This window comes from Streptomyces sp. NPDC023838, assembly GCF_040639555.1.
GTDB lineage: Bacteria > Actinomycetota > Actinomycetes > Streptomycetales > Streptomycetaceae > Streptomyces.
On record NZ_JBFAAD010000014.1, the window covers coordinates 120697 to 136564 of the forward strand.

The 15868-nt window shown below is 71.5% G+C and carries 16 protein-coding genes; 7 read left to right on the forward strand and 9 right to left on the reverse strand.

Going from position 1 to position 15868, the window contains the following annotated elements; genetic code table 11:
* Nucleotides 1-36 precede the first annotated feature (36 nt).
* Together AB0G17_RS19235 and AB0G17_RS19240 are read right to left on the reverse strand one after the other, a co-directional pair.
* Nucleotides 37-1680, reverse strand: a complete 1644-nt coding sequence (locus tag AB0G17_RS19235; protein ID WP_361383642.1) for a threonine/serine exporter family protein — start codon at nt 1678-1680, stop codon at nt 37-39.
* Between the two features lie 129 nt (nt 1681-1809).
* Nucleotides 1810-2304 carry an inorganic diphosphatase gene (locus tag AB0G17_RS19240; protein ID WP_101389400.1) on the reverse strand — a complete coding sequence of 165 codons (495 nt, stop codon included), beginning with the start codon at nt 2302-2304 and terminating at the stop codon, nt 1810-1812.
* A 211-nt stretch (nt 2305-2515) separates the two neighbouring features.
* Here AB0G17_RS19240 and dacB point away from each other — a divergent pair, with 211 nt between their 5' ends.
* The 6 genes from dacB to folE all read left to right on the forward strand — a co-directional run bounded on the left by dacB (nt 2516) and on the right by folE (nt 9892).
* Nucleotides 2516-3919, forward strand: a complete 1404-nt coding sequence (dacB, locus tag AB0G17_RS19245; RefSeq protein ID WP_361383832.1) for a D-alanyl-D-alanine carboxypeptidase/D-alanyl-D-alanine-endopeptidase — start codon at nt 2516-2518, stop codon at nt 3917-3919.
* 54 nt (nt 3920-3973) lie between these two features.
* The gene (locus tag AB0G17_RS19250) at nt 3974-5113 is read left to right on the forward strand and encodes a zinc-dependent metalloprotease (protein ID WP_361383645.1); all 1140 of its coding nucleotides are present in this window, start codon (nt 3974-3976) and stop codon (nt 5111-5113) included.
* A gap of 213 nt (nt 5114-5326) precedes the next feature.
* Nucleotides 5327-6385 carry a tRNA lysidine(34) synthetase TilS gene (gene tilS / locus AB0G17_RS19255; protein WP_361383648.1) on the forward strand — a complete coding sequence of 353 codons (1059 nt, stop codon included), beginning with the start codon at nt 5327-5329 and terminating at the stop codon, nt 6383-6385.
* Between the two features lie 45 nt (nt 6386-6430).
* On the forward strand, nt 6431-6970 hold the full coding sequence (gene hpt, locus AB0G17_RS19260; protein ID WP_361383835.1) for a hypoxanthine phosphoribosyltransferase: 540 nt from the start codon (nt 6431-6433) through the stop codon (nt 6968-6970).
* Between the two features lie 181 nt (nt 6971-7151).
* Nucleotides 7152-9179: an ATP-dependent zinc metalloprotease FtsH gene (gene ftsH, locus AB0G17_RS19265; RefSeq protein WP_361383651.1), complete on the forward strand. Its 2028-nt coding sequence runs from the start codon at nt 7152-7154 to the stop codon at nt 9177-9179.
* A 107-nt stretch (nt 9180-9286) separates the two neighbouring features.
* Nucleotides 9287-9892: a GTP cyclohydrolase I FolE gene (folE, locus tag AB0G17_RS19270; RefSeq protein ID WP_361383654.1), complete on the forward strand. Its 606-nt coding sequence runs from the start codon at nt 9287-9289 to the stop codon at nt 9890-9892.
* A gap of 104 nt (nt 9893-9996) precedes the next feature.
* On the opposite strand, the gene AB0G17_RS19275 is transcribed toward folE, so the two are convergent.
* The 7 genes from AB0G17_RS19275 to AB0G17_RS19305 form a co-directional block, all read right to left on the reverse strand.
* The gene (locus AB0G17_RS19275) at nt 9997-10344 is read right to left on the reverse strand and encodes a DoxX family protein (RefSeq protein WP_361383657.1); all 348 of its coding nucleotides are present in this window, start codon (nt 10342-10344) and stop codon (nt 9997-9999) included.
* 156 nt (nt 10345-10500) lie between these two features.
* Nucleotides 10501-10980 (reverse strand): DUF3180 domain-containing protein, encoded by a 480-nt coding sequence (locus tag AB0G17_RS19280; RefSeq protein WP_361383660.1) that lies wholly within the window; start codon nt 10978-10980, stop codon nt 10501-10503.
* Between the two features lie 61 nt (nt 10981-11041).
* Nucleotides 11042-11656: a 2-amino-4-hydroxy-6-hydroxymethyldihydropteridine diphosphokinase gene (folK, locus tag AB0G17_RS19285; protein WP_361383663.1), complete on the reverse strand. Its 615-nt coding sequence runs from the start codon at nt 11654-11656 to the stop codon at nt 11042-11044.
* On the reverse strand, nt 11653-12012 hold the full coding sequence (gene folB / locus AB0G17_RS19290; protein ID WP_101389407.1) for a dihydroneopterin aldolase: 360 nt from the start codon (nt 12010-12012) through the stop codon (nt 11653-11655). Before folB ends, folK begins: the two co-directional genes overlap by 4 nt.
* 207 nt (nt 12013-12219) lie before the next feature.
* Nucleotides 12220-12681 carry a nuclear transport factor 2 family protein gene (locus AB0G17_RS19295; protein WP_361383667.1) on the reverse strand — a complete coding sequence of 154 codons (462 nt, stop codon included), beginning with the start codon at nt 12679-12681 and terminating at the stop codon, nt 12220-12222.
* A complete protein-coding gene (gene folP, locus AB0G17_RS19300) occupies nt 12678-13568 on the reverse strand; it encodes a dihydropteroate synthase (RefSeq protein ID WP_361383671.1) in 891 nt (296 codons plus the stop codon). The genes AB0G17_RS19295 and folP overlap by 4 nt, the downstream gene beginning before the upstream one ends.
* A 42-nt stretch (nt 13569-13610) precedes the next feature.
* Nucleotides 13611-14036: a MarR family transcriptional regulator gene (locus AB0G17_RS19305; RefSeq protein WP_361383838.1), complete on the reverse strand. Its 426-nt coding sequence runs from the start codon at nt 14034-14036 to the stop codon at nt 13611-13613.
* 305 nt (nt 14037-14341) lie between these two features.
* Between AB0G17_RS19305 and AB0G17_RS19310 the strand changes: the two genes are divergently transcribed.
* Complete coding sequence (locus tag AB0G17_RS19310; RefSeq protein ID WP_361383841.1) at nt 14342-15826, forward strand: MFS transporter; 1485 nt, start codon at nt 14342-14344, stop codon at nt 15824-15826.
* Nucleotides 15827-15868: the final 42 nt, after the last annotated feature.

Sequence of the window (15868 nt, forward strand, 5' to 3'; positions counted from 1 at the left end):
AGCCCCCGCGCGGGCTCGGTCCTAGGGCGACAGGCCCTAGAACCCGCGCGTCCGCTTGGCCGCCCGCCGGGCCTCCGCGCCCGGCGCCTTGAGGAACATCCGGGACATCTCGCTCCCGAGGTTCACCCCGATCGCGATGGCCATCGACAGCGCCGCCGCCTTGGCGATGTTGGCGAGGCCCTGGTCCCGGTGGTTCTGGGCGATCGCCAGTACGCCGAAGTACGTGGCGCTGCCGGGCAGCAACGGGCCGATCGCGGCCGTGATGTACGGCAGCGCCGAGGTGTTGCGGTAACGCGCGAGCAGCTGGCCGAAGAGGCCGACCAGCCCCGCGGCCACCGCCGTCGCCATGATCGGTGAGCCCTTCGCGGTGACCGCGATCGACGCGTAGATCACCCAGGCGATGCCGCCGTTCACCGTCGCGATCCACACGGTGGACCGTTCCTGCTGGAGCAGGACGGCGAAGGTCAGGCACAGCACCATCGACGCGAGCGTCTGCACGATGGGCCGCTCGATGGGGCTCAGCGCCCCCTCGGGGTTCAGCTTGGCGTCGACCTGGAGCCCCCCGTACAACACGGTGAGCACGCCGATCACGATCGCCACGAAGAAGTAGGTGACTTCCAGGAGGCGGGCCGAGGCGGTGATGTAGAAGCCGGTCAGGCCGTCCTGGACGGCGGCCACCAGCGCCCGCCCCGGGATCAGGGCGAACAGCCCACCGGTGATCACCGCCGAGGGCCGCAGGTCCCAGCCGAGCAGGCTGAGCGCCACGCCCATCGCCGCGGGCGGCATCGCCGCCACCACGAACTGGTAGAACTCCGGCAGCCCGCGCGCCGCGCAGAGCCAGGCGAGCCGGTCGCCGAGGATCGCGCCGGCCGCGGCCACCAGGAACACCGTCACGCCGCCGCCCACCAGCACGGAGGCCGCCCCGGCTAGGCCGCCCGCGGCCAGCGTGAGGAGCCAGCCGGGGTACGGGTGCCGGTTGCGGCGGATCTCCGCGAGCCGGCGGTAGGCCTCTTCGAGGGTGACGTCGTGCTCGGTGCTGGTCATGTCCGTGACGAGCCGGTGCACGGCCGCCAGACGGGTGTAGTCGGTGCCCCGGCGGCGTACCGTCCGGTTCGCCGTGACCGGGTCGTCCACCAGCGACGGCTGGTGGGTGATGGACAGCAGGGTGAACGTCACCGTCGGCTCGCAGCGGTCCAGGCCGTAACTGCGGCAGATCGCGAACATCGCCGCCTCGACGTCCTCCGCGCCCTCACCGCCCGCCAGCAGCAGCTCGCCGATACGCAGCGTCAGGTCGAGCACGCGCGGCACGGCGGGCCCGGACTCGTCGCTCTTCAGGGCCGTCTCCGGCACCGGCCGCTCGCCCACCGGCATCCGCAGCATGGTGCGCATCCGGTCCTGCCAGGGCGCGTCCTTGGAGAGCCGGATCAGCGGCAGCCCGGCGGTGGTCACCGTCGCGGGCGGGGCCTCGCGGGCCGAGTAGGTGCGGGGCGGCGCGAAGGCCGAGGCGGGCTGCTCGTGGACCGGTTCGGGCTCCGGCACCCCGGCCGGCAGCGCGAACTCGGAGGTCGGCGCGTCCTCCTCGGGGGGCCCGGGCTGGTCCACCCCGTCGGGAGCCGCGAAGGCGCTGCGCGCCTCGTCCGAGGACGACTTGCGCTCCTCCGCCCCCTGCTGCTCAGCCACCCCTTACCTCCCTCCAGTCCCTGCCGTACGCATGCGTGTGCCCAGTATGTGGGCGATCATCAAGTCGTACGACAACGGGCGGTGCACCCCGGAAGGTGCACCGCCCGTCGTCGTACGGATGAGAACGCGTCAGTGCGCGCCGCCCTGCGCCTCCAGGCGCTTGTAGGAGGCCTTGATCTCCTCCTCGGCCTCGGCGCGGCCGACCCAGTTGGCGCCCTCGACGGACTTGCCGGGCTCCAGGTCCTTGTAGACCTCGAAGAAGTGCTGGATCTCCAGGCGGTCGAACTCGGAGACGTGGTGGATGTCGCGCAGGTGCTCGACGCGCGGGTCGGACGCCGGCACGCAGAGCAGCTTGTCGTCGCCGCCCGCCTCGTCGGTCATGCGGAACATGCCGATGGCGCGGCAGCGGATCAGGCAGCCGGGGAAGGTCGGCTCGTCCAGGATGACCAGCGCGTCCAGCGGGTCGCCGTCCTCGCCGAGGGTGTTCTCTACGAAACCGTAGTCCGCGGGGTAGCTGGTCGAGGTGAAGAGCCGACGGTCCAGGCGGATCCGGCCGGTCTCGTGGTCCACCTCGTACTTGTTCCGCGAACCCTTCGGGATCTCGATGGTGACGTCGAACTCCACGGGTGGCTCTCCTCAGTGATCAGCACATGCATGGGACGGTTCTGCGCCCCCGGGCCGGGCCCGGGACATTCAGCCGGATGGGCCGCCGGTGCTGACCCGGAGTGCCATGTTCGCGGCAAGACGCAGTTCTGGTGATTAAGTGTCCCTCACGCAGGTGTGTGATCGCGAAAGGGGCTGGTCCTCGGTGCCGGGACCCAAGACATGGCAGCTCATGGCGGGTGCGGCTGCGGTAGGCATGGCGGTGGCGGCCGGAGCGGTGGCCGCGGCCGGTCCCTGGGACTCCGGTCAGCGTACGGCGGAGCGCGACCGCGTAGCTGCCCTCCGGCAGACAGGTGGCGCACATCACCTGGGCGCGCCCCCCGCACCAGCGCCCGCGCCCAGCGCGAGGGGCGTGCTCACCGCGCTGAGCGCCCCCGCGAACGCCGCTGCGAGCGCCCCCGCGGACACCGTGCTCGACCAGGTCCTCGGGCCCCTGCTCGCCGCGCCCGGCCTCGGCCCGCAGCCCGCCGCCGCCGTGTACGACACGGCCACCGGCAAGCAGCTCTACGGGCAGCGCGCGGACACCGCCATGACGCCCGCCTCCACCGTCAAGATCGCCACCGCCGTCGCCGCCCTGTCGGCGCTCGGCCCCGACCACCGCATCCCCACCACCGTCGTCGCCCCCGCCACCAGCAACGCGCTCACCCTCGTCGGCGGCGGCGACCCCACGCTCGGCAAGGACGGCCTGCGCGCGCTGGCCGACGCCACCGCCCGCGCCCTGCGCACCCGGGGCGTCACCGACGCCGTCCTCACCTACGACCTCTCCCGCTACAGCGGCCCCGAGCTGCACCCCATCGGCCCGAACGAGAACATCGCGCGCGTGGTCGCGCTGATGACCGACGAGGGGCGTACGGACGGCAGCGACAGCGGCCCTGCCCCGCGCAGCGGGGATCCGGCGGGCGACACCGCCCATACGTTCGCCTCGCTGCTGCGCGAGCGCGGCATCACCGCGAGCCCGCCCCGGCCCGCCAGGGCCCCGCAGGGCGCCGCCGAGCTCGCCCGCACGCTCTCCGCGCCGCTCTCGGACCTGGTCGAGCGGATGCTGACCAACAGCGACAACGACCTCGCGGAGGCGCTGGCCCGCCAGACCGCGATCGCCGCCGGGCAGAGCGCCGACTTCGACGGGGCCGCCAAGGCCGTCGCCGCCCGGCTCGCCGCGCTCGGCCTGCCGCAGGCCGCCGGCGCCCGGTTCGCCGACGGCAGCGGCCTCAGCCGCGAGGACCGCGTCAGCGCCGAGCTCCTGACCCTGCTGCTGGCCCGCGCCGCCGACCCCGCCCACCCGGAGCTGCGCCCGGTCCTGACCGGTCTGCCGGTCGCCGGGTTCACCGGCACCCTGCGCGCCCGCTACGGGGCCGCGTCCACGGGCACTGGCCTCGTCCGCGCCAAGACCGGCACCCTCTCCGGCGTCAACGCGCTCGCGGGCACGGTCGTGGACGCCGACGGCCATCTGCTCACCTTCGCCTTCCTGGCCGACAGCACCCCCGGCCCCGACGCGGCCCAGCACGCCCTCGACAGGCTCGCCGAACAGCTGGCCCGCTGCGGCTGCCGGTCCGGTGCCGCCGCCCCCTCCTCGTAACCGCCCGGCGTCAACCCTCCTCCCCTGGAGGAGGGGACAACGTACGGTTGACGCATGACGAGCCTCGGTGGTGCTGCTTCCTCTGGGATGGTCGACTGGAACCTCGCGGTGGCGACCGCGACCCGACTGGTGAGGCCGGGCCCCGACGTGAGCCGGGACGAGGCGCGTGCTGTCGTCTCCGAGCTGCGCCGGCATGCCAAGGCCTCGGAAGAACACGTACGGGCGTTCACCCGGATGATCCCGGAGGGCGTCCGGCCCGCCGACACCCCCGTCCTCGTGGTCGACCGCGCGGGCTGGGTGAAGGCCAATGTGGCCGGTTTCAGGGAAGTCCTGAAGCCGCTGCTCGACAAGATGCAGGAGCGCCGGGGCGGCAGCCCGGGCGGCGCGGTGCTCGGCGCGGTCGGCGGCAAGGTCACCGGTGTGGAGCTGGGGATGCTGCTCAGCTTCCTGTCCTCGCGCGTCCTGGGGCAGTACGAGACGTTCGCACCCCCCACCCGCGAGCTTCCGGCCGGTGAGAACGGCGGCGGGCGCCTGCTGCTGGTCGCCCCCAACATCGTCCACGTGGAGCGCGAGCTCGACGTCGACCCGCACGACTTCCGGCTCTGGGTCTGTCTGCACGAGGAGACCCACCGCACCCAGTTCACCGGCGTGCCCTGGCTGCGCGACCACCTTGAGGGCGAAATCCAGTCATTCCTCGGCGAGACCGACGTCGACCCGATGACCGTCCTGGAGCGGCTGCGCGAGGCCGCCCAGTCGCTCGCCGGAAGCCGTCCCGAGGGGGAGGAGGGCGATAGCGGCCGTTCCCTGGTCGAGCTGGTGCAGACGCCCGCCCAGCGCGAGATCCTCTCCCGCCTCACCGCCGTGATGTCGCTCCTTGAGGGCCACGCGGACTTCGTGATGGACGGCGTGGGACCGCAGGTGGTGCCCTCGGTGGCGGAGATCCGCGAGAAGTTCCAGCAGCGCCGCGCCAAGGGCGCCTCCCGCCTCGACCTGGCCCTGCGCAAGCTGCTCGGCCTGGACGCGAAGCTGCGCCAGTACCGCGACGGCGAGCGGTTCGTACGGGCGGTCGTCGACCAGGTCGGCATGGACGGCTTCAACCGGGTCTGGACCTCGCCCAACACGCTCCCCACCAAGGCGGAGATCGCCAAACCGGCGGACTGGGTCGCGCGGGTGCACAGCAGGACGGAGGGCTGACGGGACGAGCGCCGACCGCACCCCCGTACCCGGGGCTCGCGGCTGTCCCCCGGAAATGCGCAGGATCACCCATCCGAGGGACCGTGGGGCATGGGTAGGCGTGCAATGCTCGGGTATCGGCTCGGTTCTGTCACCATCTACGCACTCTGTGTGACCGATCTTTCCCCCCTCGTCCCGAGGCACTCCCCCCAACTTCACCGAAGGGCACCGGACATGGGTCCCCATCCTGCGGTCGCGGCGATACGCCTGGCGGTCCGCCGCGCACTCCACGACGTACTGCACGACGCGCTCGTCCTCCACGACGGCCGCACCCCGCCCCCCGACTCCCTCCGCGACCACGCGCGCGAGGGCGACGCGACCGGCCCCCTGGTCCTCGTCGCCTGCTCCGGCGGCGCCGACTCCATGGCGCTCGCCTCCGCCCTCGCCTTCGAATCCCGCAAGCTCTCCGTCCGCGCCGGCGCCGTCACCGTGGACCACGGCCTCCAGCCCGGCTCCGGCCAGCGCGCCGCCGAGGTCGCCGCCCGGCTCACCGCGATGGGGCTCGACCCGGTCGAGGCCATCGCCGTGAAGGTGGGCCGCGAGGGCGGCCCCGAGGCCGCCGCCCGGGACGCCCGCTACGCCGCCCTGGACGCCGCCGCCGAGCGCCACGGCGCCGCCGCCGTCCTGCTCGGCCACACCCGCGACGACCAGGCGGAGACGGTTCTGCTCGGCCTCGCCCGCGGCTCCGGCACCCGCTCCCTGTCCGGCATGGCCGCCGTCTCCGGCGCCCACGGCCGCTACCGCCGCCCCTTCCTCCAGATCGACCGGCACACGGCCCGCAAGGCGTGTCTGGTCCAGTCGCTGCCCGTCTGGGACGACCCGCACAACGCCGACCCCGCCTACACCCGCTCCCGGCTGCGCCACGAAGGCCTGCCCGCGCTGGAGAAGGCGCTCGGCAAGGGCGTCGTGGAGGCCCTGGCGCGCACCGCCGAGCTCTCCCGCGACGACGCCGACGCGCTGGACGCCTGGGCCGCCGAGGCCGACCCGTCCGTACGGGACGAGGCCGGCGAGCTGCTCTGCGGCAGGCTCTACGCGCTGCCCGCCGCGGTCCGCCGCCGGGTGCTGCGCAAGGCCCTCATCCACGCCGGTTCCCCCGCCGGCTCGCTCTTCGCCCGGCACGTCGAGGAGGTCGACCGCCTGATCACGGGCTGGCGCGGCCAGCGGGCGATCAACCTCCCCGGGCGCGTCGAGGCACGGCGGCAGGGTGGCAGACTGGTCATCCGGCAGAGCTGAGCTCACGTACGTACAACGAAAGTGGCCCGGGTGAACGAGAAGGACATGGGCACCGACCTCCAGTCGGTGCTCATCACCAAGGAAGAGATCGACGTCAAGCTGGCTGAGCTGGCCGCGAAGATCGACGCGGAGTACGCGGGCAAGGACCTCCTGATCGTCGGCGTCCTCAAGGGTGCCGTCATGGTCATGGCGGACCTGGCGCGCGCGCTGTCCACCCCGGTCACGATGGACTGGATGGCCGTCTCCTCCTACGGCGCGGGCACCCAGTCCTCCGGCGTCGTCCGCATCCTCAAGGACCTCGACACCGACATCAAGGGCAAGCACGTCCTGATCGTCGAGGACATCATCGACTCCGGCCTCACGCTGTCCTGGCTGCTCTCCAACCTCGGATCCCGCGAGCCCGCCTCCCTGGAGGTCTGCACGCTGCTCCGTAAGCCGGATGCCGCAAAGGTCGCGATCGACGTGAAGTGGATCGGATTCGACATTCCGAATGAATTCGTCGTCGGATACGGCCTCGACTACGCCGAGAAGTACCGGAATCTCCCCTTTGTCGGGACTCTCGCTCCGCACGTCTACGGCGGCTGAGCGGGGAACCCGGCCGGGAACCCAGAGCCCCCTTCCCGCGTTGGAGCTTGGGAAGGCGGGTTTGCCAGCTGTCCCTTGCGGCCGCGGGTGACAATGCTGGGGTACCGTCCGAAGAACAGTCTTTACTCACAGCAGCATTTACCTACGGGCAGGAGGGACGGGGCGTTCTCGCTCCGTATGGATGGACGTGAAGCGATACTTCCGTGGGCCGGTCATGTGGATCGTGCTGGCCGTCCTCGCCGTGGTCGTGTTGATGCAGGTCGTCGGCTCGTCGGGCGGCTACAAGACGGTGGACACCTCTGAGGTCGTCCAGGCGATCGACAAGAACCAGGTAGACGAAGCCAAGATCACGACCGGCGACGAGTCGGTCATCAAGGTCGACCTCAAGGACGGCCAGAAGGTCAAGGGCGCCAACAAGATCCAGGCGAGCTACATCGGCGACGCCCAGGGCACCAGCCTGGCCAACAAGCTGCAGGGCAAGTTCGACAGCGGAGACCTGACCAAGGGCTACACGGTCTCCCCCTCGAAGCAGAACCCGATCGTGGGGATCCTGCTCTCGCTGCTCCCCTTCGTCCTCATCGTCGTCGTCTTCCTGTTCCTGATGAACCAGATGCAGGGCGGCGGCTCCCGGGTCATGAACTTCGGGAAGTCCAAGGCGAAGCTCATCACCAAGGACACCCCGAAGACGACGTTCGCCGACGTGGCCGGGGCCGACGAGGCCGTCGAGGAGCTCCACGAGATCAAGGAGTTCCTCCAGGAGCCGGCGAAGTTCCAGGCCGTCGGCGCCAAGATCCCCAAGGGCGTGCTCCTCTACGGCCCGCCCGGCACCGGCAAGACCCTCCTCGCGCGTGCCGTCGCGGGTGAGGCCGGCGTCCCCTTCTACTCGATCTCCGGTTCCGACTTCGTCGAGATGTTCGTCGGCGTCGGCGCCTCGCGCGTCCGTGACCTCTTCGAGCAGGCCAAGGCGAACGCCCCGGCGATCGTCTTCGTCGACGAGATCGACGCCGTCGGCCGGCACCGCGGCGCGGGCCTGGGCGGTGGCCACGACGAGCGCGAGCAGACGCTCAACCAGCTGCTCGTCGAGATGGACGGCTTCGACGTGAAGGGCGGCGTCATCCTGATCGCCGCCACCAACCGGCCCGACATCCTCGACCCGGCCCTCCTGCGCCCCGGCCGCTTCGACCGCCAGATCGCGGTCGACCGCCCGGACATGCAGGGCCGTCTGGAGATCCTCAAGGTCCACCAGAAGGGCAAGCCGGTCGCCCCGGACGTCGACCTCTCGGCCGTCGCCCGGCGCACCCCCGGCTTCACCGGCGCCGACCTGTCGAACGTGCTGAACGAAGCGGCGCTCCTCACGGCGCGCAGCAACCAGAAGCTGATCGACAACGACATGCTGGACGAGGCGATCGACCGCGTCGTGGCGGGCCCGCAGAAGCGGACCCGGATCATGTCCGACAAGGAGAAGAAGATCACCGCGTACCACGAGGGCGGACATGCCCTGGTCGCGGCGGCTTCCCCGAACTCGGACCCGGTCCACAAGATCACGATCTTGTCGCGCGGCCGGGCCCTCGGCTACACGATGGTCCTGCCGGACGAGGACAGGTACTCGACCACGCGCAACGAGATGCTCGACCAGCTCGCCTACATGCTGGGCGGGCGCGCGGCCGAGGAGCTCGTCTTCCACGACCCGACCACGGGCGCGGCGAACGACATCGAGAAGGCCACGGCCACCGCCCGCGCGATGGTCACGCAGTACGGCATGACCGAGCGGCTCGGCGCGATCAAGTTCGGCGGCGACAACACGGAGCCGTTCCTGGGCCGTGAGATGGCGCACCAGCGCGACTACTCGGAAGAGGTCGCGGCGCTGGTCGACGAAGAGGTCAAGAAGCTCATCGAGACCGCGCACAACGAGGCGTGGGAGATCCTCGTCGAGAACCGCGACGTCCTCGACAACCTGGTTCTCCAGCTCCTGGAGAAGGAGACGCTGGGCAAGGAGCAGATCGCCGAGATCTTCGCTCCCATCGTCCGGCGCCCCGCGCGTCCGGCCTGGACGGGCTCGTCGCGGCGTACGCCGTCGACCCGCCCCCCGGTCCTGTCGCCCAGGGAGCTCGCCCTGACCAACGGCGCGTCCACGGCCAACGGCGCGGCCCCGACCGACTCGGTCCCGACCGAGCAGCTCCCGGGAGTGGAAGACCGCCCCGAGAGCTGATCCCTAGCTCCTCGGACCCGGAATGCACGCCGCGCCCCCCAGGTTTTAGCCTGTGGGGGCGCGGCGCTTTCGTACATCCGCGCTCATGGACGAGGAACGAGGCACAGATGACCGACCCGGTGACGCTGGACGGCGAAAGCCCCATCGGCGAATTCGACGAGAAGCGCGCCGAGAACGCCGTGCGCGAACTCCTCATCGCGGTCGGCGAGAACCCGGACCGGGAAGGGCTGCGGGAGACGCCGGGGCGGGTCGCCCGGGCCTACCGGGAGATCCTGGCCGGTCTGCGGCAGGAGCCCGAGGACGTCCTGACGACGACGTTCGACCTGGGGCACGACGAGATGGTCCTGGTGAAGGACATCGAGATCGTCTCGCTCTGTGAACATCATCTTCTCCCGTTCCACGGGGTGGCCCACGTCGGCTACATCCCGGCGGACACGGGCAAGATCACCGGTCTGTCGAAGCTGGCCCGGCTGGTGGACGTGTACGCCCGCCGCCCGCAGGTCCAGGAGCGTCTGACCACGCAGATCGCGGACTCGCTGATGCGGATCCTGGAGGCGCGGGGCGCGATCGTGGTGATCGAGGCCGAGCACATGTGCATGTCGGTGCGCGGCATCCGCAAGCCGGGCGCGAAGACCACCACGTCGGCGGTGCGCGGACAGCTGCGGGAGGCGTCGACCCGCGCCGAGGCGATGAGCCTGATACTGGCGCGGTAGACGAACGCAGTCGTACGCCGGGCGTGCGGGAGCGCGCCCGGCGTACGAAGTGGCCGTGGGCGGGCACGGGCGCGGGATGCCGCGGCCGTGCCCGCCGTCGCCGTTCAGGCGGCGTAGCCCAGGCTCAGGGTGGCCACGATGGGGGCCAGGTAGAGGATGGGGAAGGCGACCGTCTTGTAGGAGCGTGCCCGCAGGACGGTGAAGACGGCGCCGAGGAAGTAGAGCACCAGGGCGATTCCGGCGGCGATGCCGAGCGCGGGGACGGCCAGGCCGGCCAGCAGCCCGATCGCGCCGGCCGACTTGGCCAGGCCCAGCGGGGTCCACCACGAGCGCGGGACGCCGTACTCGACGAGCGGCTCGGTCACGAAGTCGGCCCGGCGCAGCAGGGAGAACCCGGAGAAGCCGACCCAGGCGGCGGTGAGGACGGCGACGATGACGTATGCCAGGGACATCGGATGCTCCTACGAGGGTTGACGCGGCGGAGGTCTGGAGCGAAGGCCCGCATCTCTGCGCGCCCCCACACCTCGCTGAACCGCGGCGGCCCTCATGTGTGACATCGCCGGCGGAGAAATCTCGAAGATTTTTTCCGGCCGTGCCCGGCAGGCCGGTCAGACCGCCGGTGCCTTGCCCTCGTCCTCGTCGTCCGGGAGCTTGCAGACGCGCTCCAGGAAGAACGCCGCCGCGACGACCGCGATGCCGGCCGCGACCGAGAAGCCCGCGTAGATCGCCTGGTCGCGGCGGGCCGGGATGTCCAGGGAGCCGAGGAGGAAGACGCCCGTGCCGCCGTACATCCCCGAGACCAGGGCGGCCACCAGGGCGCTGGACTGGCCGAAGACCACGGCGCGTGCCGCCATCAGGGGCTCGACGCCCTTCGCGCCGGGGCGGCGCTCGCGCTGGGCGCGCAGCCGGGAGCGGATGGACAGGGCCGTCGCCAACAGGATGACCGCGATCACGGCCAGCACGATGGGCGCGGCCAGCGGGACGCTCGGCAGGGTGCCCAGGGAGTCCCACAGCCGGGCCCCTGCCCAGGAGAGCACTCCGGCGACGGCGAAGAGTCCCGCCAGTACGCCCAGCCTCAGTTGTTTCACCGAAGAGTGCCCTTCATGTCGGAACCTACTCGCCGTCAGATCGCCGTCAGCAGCCTAACGACTACTCGGGCAGGCGGAGTTCCAGGTCGGCGCGCGGCAGCACGCCTTCTCGGCCGATCGCGGTGAGCAGGGCGGCGACCGGGCCGCGGCCGGGCAGCTGGGCCTCGGGGTCCACGTCCTGCCACGGGGCGAGGACGAACGCCCGCTCGTGGGCGCGCGGGTGGGGCAGCGTCAGGGCCGGGTCGTCCACGACGAGATCGGCGTAGGCAACGATGTCGACGTCGATCGTGCGCGGCCCCCAGCGCTCCTCGCGGACCCGGTCGAAGGCCTCCTCGATGGCCTGGCCGCGCTCCAGGAGCGAGCTCGGGGGGAGCGTCGTCTTCACGACCACCACCGCGTTGAAGTACGACGGCTGGGAGCCCGGGTCAACGCCCCACGGCTCCGTCTCGTACACCGGCGAGACCGCCTTGACCCGCAGGCCCGGCGTGTCCTCCAGCGCGTCGATGGCGCCCTGGAGCGTCTCCAGGCGGTTGCCGAGGTTGGAGCCGAGGGAGATCACGGCCCGTTTCGGGTTGGAGAGGGTGACGTCCGCCGCGTCGACCTGCTCGACCACGGAGGCGGGCACCGGCTGCACGGTCGGGTCGCTCTGCGGGCTCTCGTGGGAGAACACAGTCATACTCGGCTCCGGGTGATGGTGATGGTCACGTCGTCGAAGGGGACGGTGATCGGCGCGTCCGGCTTGTGGACGCACACCTCCACCTGCTGGACCCCCGCGTGCTTCAGGCACTGCTGGGCGATGCGCTCGGCCAGCGTCTCGATCAGGTCGACCGGCTCGCCCTGGACGACGTCCACGACTTCCTCGGCCACCACTCCGTAGTGCACGGTCTTCGCCAGGTCGTCATCGGCCGCCGCGGGGCGGGTGTCGAGGCCGAGCACCAGGTCCACGATGAAGGTCTGGCCTTCTTCGCGCTCCCGGGGGAAGACGCCATGGTGCCCACGGGCCTTGAGGCCGCGCAGCGCGACACGATCCACGCGAATCACTCCTGCTGTCGTTGGTCGGTCGGGCACGCGCCGCGTGCGGGCGGCTCCGTACCCACCATCGAATCTACCTGCGGGCACTGACATCGCTCGCCCACGGGGGCTATGGACAGACGGCGTCGGGACTGGTACCCGCCCCTACCCCCAGCCCCCTGTTTCAATCCTCGGAATCCAAGGCTTCGGCCGCCGGGATTCCCGGGTTCAGCCCTCGGATTCGTCGTCGTCGCCCGTTTCCGCCAGGACGGGAGAGCCGTGGTGGGACCAGAGCTTCCAGCCCTCGGATGTGCGGCGGAACACATTGGTGGCGACCACGAGCTGCCCCACCAGCGGCCCGAGCTCGCCGCCCTCCTGGGCGGGGCCGCCGCTGAGGATGTTCTCGGTGCAGGTGACCAGGGCGGTGTCTGCGAGGACGACGACCTTCACATCGGTGAGGAAGAACTGGATGTACTCCGTGTTCGCCATGATCAGCGCGTACGAGCGGAGCACCTCGCCGCGGCCGGAGAGGACCGGCCAGCCGGGGTGGACGCAGGAGATCGAGGTGTCCCCGGCGTCGGTGGCGCTCAGCCAGAGGTCGGAGAGCCCGTCGAAGTCGCCGCGCTCCAGCGTCTCGTAGAAGGCGGTGTTGGCCAGCTCGACGGCCTCGACGTCGGTGCGGGCCGTCACGTGGTTCCCTCGGCGGGACCGGCCGCGCCTGCCGCGCCTTCGACCGCGCGCGCGACGCGTACGGCGTCGGCGGTGGCGCGGACCTCGTGGACGCGGACCGCCCAGGCGCCCTCGTGGGCGGCGATGGCGGAGACGGCGGCCGTGGCGGCGTCCCGTTCGCGGGCGGGGGGCGGGCCGGAGCCGTCCCCGGCCAGTACGTGGCCGAGGAAGCGCTTGCGGGAGGCGGCGACGAGCAGCGGGCGGCCCAGGGCGCGCAGCTCTGCCAGGTGGGCGACGAGCGCGAGGTCGTGTTCGGCCTGCTTGGCGAAGCCGAGGCCGGGGTCGAGGACGATCCGCTCGGGGGCGATGCCACCGGCGACGACGGCCTCCACGCGCGCGTGGAGCTCGGCGACGACTTCGGCGACCACGTCCCCGTACACCGCCCGGCTGTTCATGTCCTGGCTGAAGCCGCGCCAGTGCATGACCACGAAGGGGGCCTCGGTGGCGGCCACCACGGGGATCATGTTCGGGTCGGCGAGGCCGCCGCTGACGTCGTTGACCAGCAACGCGCCTGCGGCGACGGCCTGTTCGGCGACGGTGGCGCGCATGGTGTCGACGGAGACGGTGACGCCCTCGGCGGCAAGGCCGCGCACCACGGGGACGACCCGGCGCAGCTCTTCGTCCTCGTCGACGCGGGAGGCGCCGGGGCGGGTCGACTCGCCGCCGACGTCCACCAGGTCGGCGCCCTCGGCGACGAGGTCGAGGCCGTGCTTGACGGCGGCGGCGGTGTCGAACCAGCGGCCGCCGTCGGAGAAGGAGTCGGGCGTGACGTTGACCACGCCCATGACCGCACAGCGGTCCCATGCGGGCAGCCCGGTCACCGTGCCCCGTCGGCGCAACGTACTCATACGTCCAGCGTAGGCGTCAGCCGGTGGTCCTCGGACCAGACGTCAGCCGACGGTCCCCGGGCCGCGGCCGGAGCGGGCGGCGGGGCCGGTGAACAGGCGCCGCAGCAGCTCATGGAGGGCGCCGCGGTCGGCGCCGGCCAGGGCGTCCAGGGCGCTGTGGGTGTCGTGCATGCCGGCCCGGACGGTTTCGACGGCCCGGACGCCGTCGTCGGTGAGGACGACGTTCTTGACCCGGCGGTCGGTGGGGCTGGGCTCGCGCCGGACCAGGCCCCGGCTTTCCAGGCGGTCCACGATGCCGGTGACGTTCGAGGCGTCGCAGTGCAGCGTGGTGGCCAGCGAGCGCATCGCGGCGGGGCCGCGGCGCAGGACGGTGAGGGCCTTGGCCTGGCTGGCGGTGAGACCGGCCTCGGAGGCGGCGGCGGTGAAGTCGCCGTAGTAGTCCGCCAGGGAGTCCCAGAGGGCGTCCATGAGCGCGTCGTTCGTCACGGCGTCGGTCACGGCGGCCGGGCGGCTGGTTCCAGACATGGCGCCACCTTACCGCGAGAAACTTGACGATCTCAACCTTTGAGGTTTACCGTCACTCTAGTTGCTTGAGGTAATCAAGCACTTGAGGTTGTCAAGCATCGAAGAAGCTCGAAGACGCTCGAAGAGGCCCGTAGCGGCCCGAAGGGGCATCGGAGAAGCGACGGAGAAGCGACGGCGAAGCGCCGAAGACCTCAGGCAATCGCTCCCTACGGACTCCTACGGAAGAAACCGTGACTCCCACACATCACGTGGCGCCCACGCGCCCCACCGGCGGCCCCGCACTCGTCCTGGTCCTCGGGCTGGCCGCCATGGTCGTCTCGATGATGCAGACCCTGGTCGTGCCGATCCTCGGCATCATCCAGAACGACCTCGGCACCTCCACTGCCAACGTCAGCTGGGTCACCACCGCGACCCTCCTCTCCGCCGCCGTCTTCACCCCGCTGCTCGGCCGCTTCGGCGACATGCACGGCAAGAAGCCCACGCTCATAGGCGTCCTGGTGCTGATGGTCGCGGGCTCGGTCCTCGCCGCCACCACCAGCTCCCTGCTCTGGCTGATCGTCGGCCGGGTCATGCAGGGCGCCGCCACCGCGATCTTCCCGCTGGCCCTCTCGGTGCTCCGCGAGGAGATCCGCCCGGAGAAGCTGCACGGCGCGATGGCGCTGGTCAGCGGCACCCTGGCGTTCGGCAGCGGCCTCGCCCTGGTGGGCGCGGGCCTGCTGACCCAGGGCGACCACCCCGACTACCACCGCGTCTTCTGGCTGGCCGCCGTGCTGGCCGTCGTCGCCCTGGTCGCCGTCGTCGTGGGCGTCCCGGCCTCGCGCCACAAGCCCGGTGGGCGCACCGACTGGCTGGGCGCGGGCACGCTGGCCGCGCTCCTGGTCCTGCTGCTCCTGCCGATCTCGCAGGGCCACGAGTGGGGCTGGACCTCGGCCCGCACCCTCGGCCTGTTCGTCGCCGCCGTCGTCATGGCCGGCGTCTGGGTCCTGGTCGAGCGCAAGGTCAAGTCGCCCATGGTGGACATGAAGATGTTCGCCCACCGCCCGGTGCTCTTCACCAACCTGGCCGGTCTGCTGCTCGGCTTCGCGATGTTCTCGCAGTTCATCGGCGTCTCGTACCTGGTGCAGATGCCGGAGAAGGTCACGGGTTACGGGTTCACCGCGTCGGTGCTGCGCGCCTCCGTCGAGTACCTGCTGCCCACGACGATCATGTCGCTGCTCGCCGCGCAGATCGGCGGCATGCTGGTCCGCCGCATCGGTGCCCGCTTCACGCTGACCGCCGGTGCCGCGTTCGGTGTCCTCGGCTTCGCCTGGCTGACCGGCGCGCACGACTCCAGCGCCTCGGTGATCCTCGCGGGCATGGTGATCGGTGTCGCCATCAGCTTCGGTTACGCGGCGATGCCCGCGCTGATCGTGGCGAGCGTCCCGCACCACCAGACGGGTATCGCCAACGGGATCAACTCGATCTCGCGGTCGGTCGGCAGCGCCATCGCCAGTGCGGTGATCACCTCGCTGCTCGCGTCGAAGACGATCGAGCACCTGCCGGCCGGGGTGCCGCCGCTGCCGCAGGAGAGCCAGTTCACGCTGAGCTTCGGGCTCGCGGGAGGCGCGTTCCTGCTGGTCGTCGTGGTCGCGCTGGTCGGGCTGCGCTCCGACCGGCGGTCGGCCGAGGCGGTGCAGCCGGAGCAGCCGGAGGCTGCTGTGGCGGAGAAGGCCGCGGAGACTGCGTCCGCGTAACACGGAAGGGGCCCGGGGATTTTCCCCGGGCCCCTTCTTTGA

Excerpts from the sequence above, each read along its gene's own strand:
- dacB (WP_361383832.1), top strand. The coding sequence starts at position 2,516 with ATGGCGGGTGCGGCTGCGGTAGGCATGGCGGTGGCGGCCGGAGCGGTG.
- ftsH (WP_361383651.1), top strand. The coding sequence starts at position 7,152 with ATGGACGTGAAGCGATACTTCCGTGGGCCGGTCATGTGGATCGTGCTG.
- folP (WP_361383671.1), bottom strand. The coding sequence starts at position 13,568 with ATGAGTACGTTGCGCCGACGGGGCACGGTGACCGGGCTGCCCGCATGG.
- AB0G17_RS19305 (WP_361383838.1), bottom strand. The coding sequence starts at position 14,036 with ATGGACGCCCTCTGGGACTCCCTGGCGGACTACTACGGCGACTTCACC.
- hpt (WP_361383835.1), top strand. The coding sequence starts at position 6,431 with ATGGGCACCGACCTCCAGTCGGTGCTCATCACCAAGGAAGAGATCGAC.
- AB0G17_RS19275 (WP_361383657.1), bottom strand. The coding sequence starts at position 10,344 with ATGTCCCTGGCATACGTCATCGTCGCCGTCCTCACCGCCGCCTGGGTC.
- AB0G17_RS19250 (WP_361383645.1), top strand. The coding sequence starts at position 3,974 with ATGACGAGCCTCGGTGGTGCTGCTTCCTCTGGGATGGTCGACTGGAAC.
- tilS (WP_361383648.1), top strand. The coding sequence starts at position 5,327 with ATGGGTCCCCATCCTGCGGTCGCGGCGATACGCCTGGCGGTCCGCCGC.
- folK (WP_361383663.1), bottom strand. The coding sequence starts at position 11,656 with ATGACTGTGTTCTCCCACGAGAGCCCGCAGAGCGACCCGACCGTGCAG.
- folE (WP_361383654.1), top strand. The coding sequence starts at position 9,287 with ATGACCGACCCGGTGACGCTGGACGGCGAAAGCCCCATCGGCGAATTC.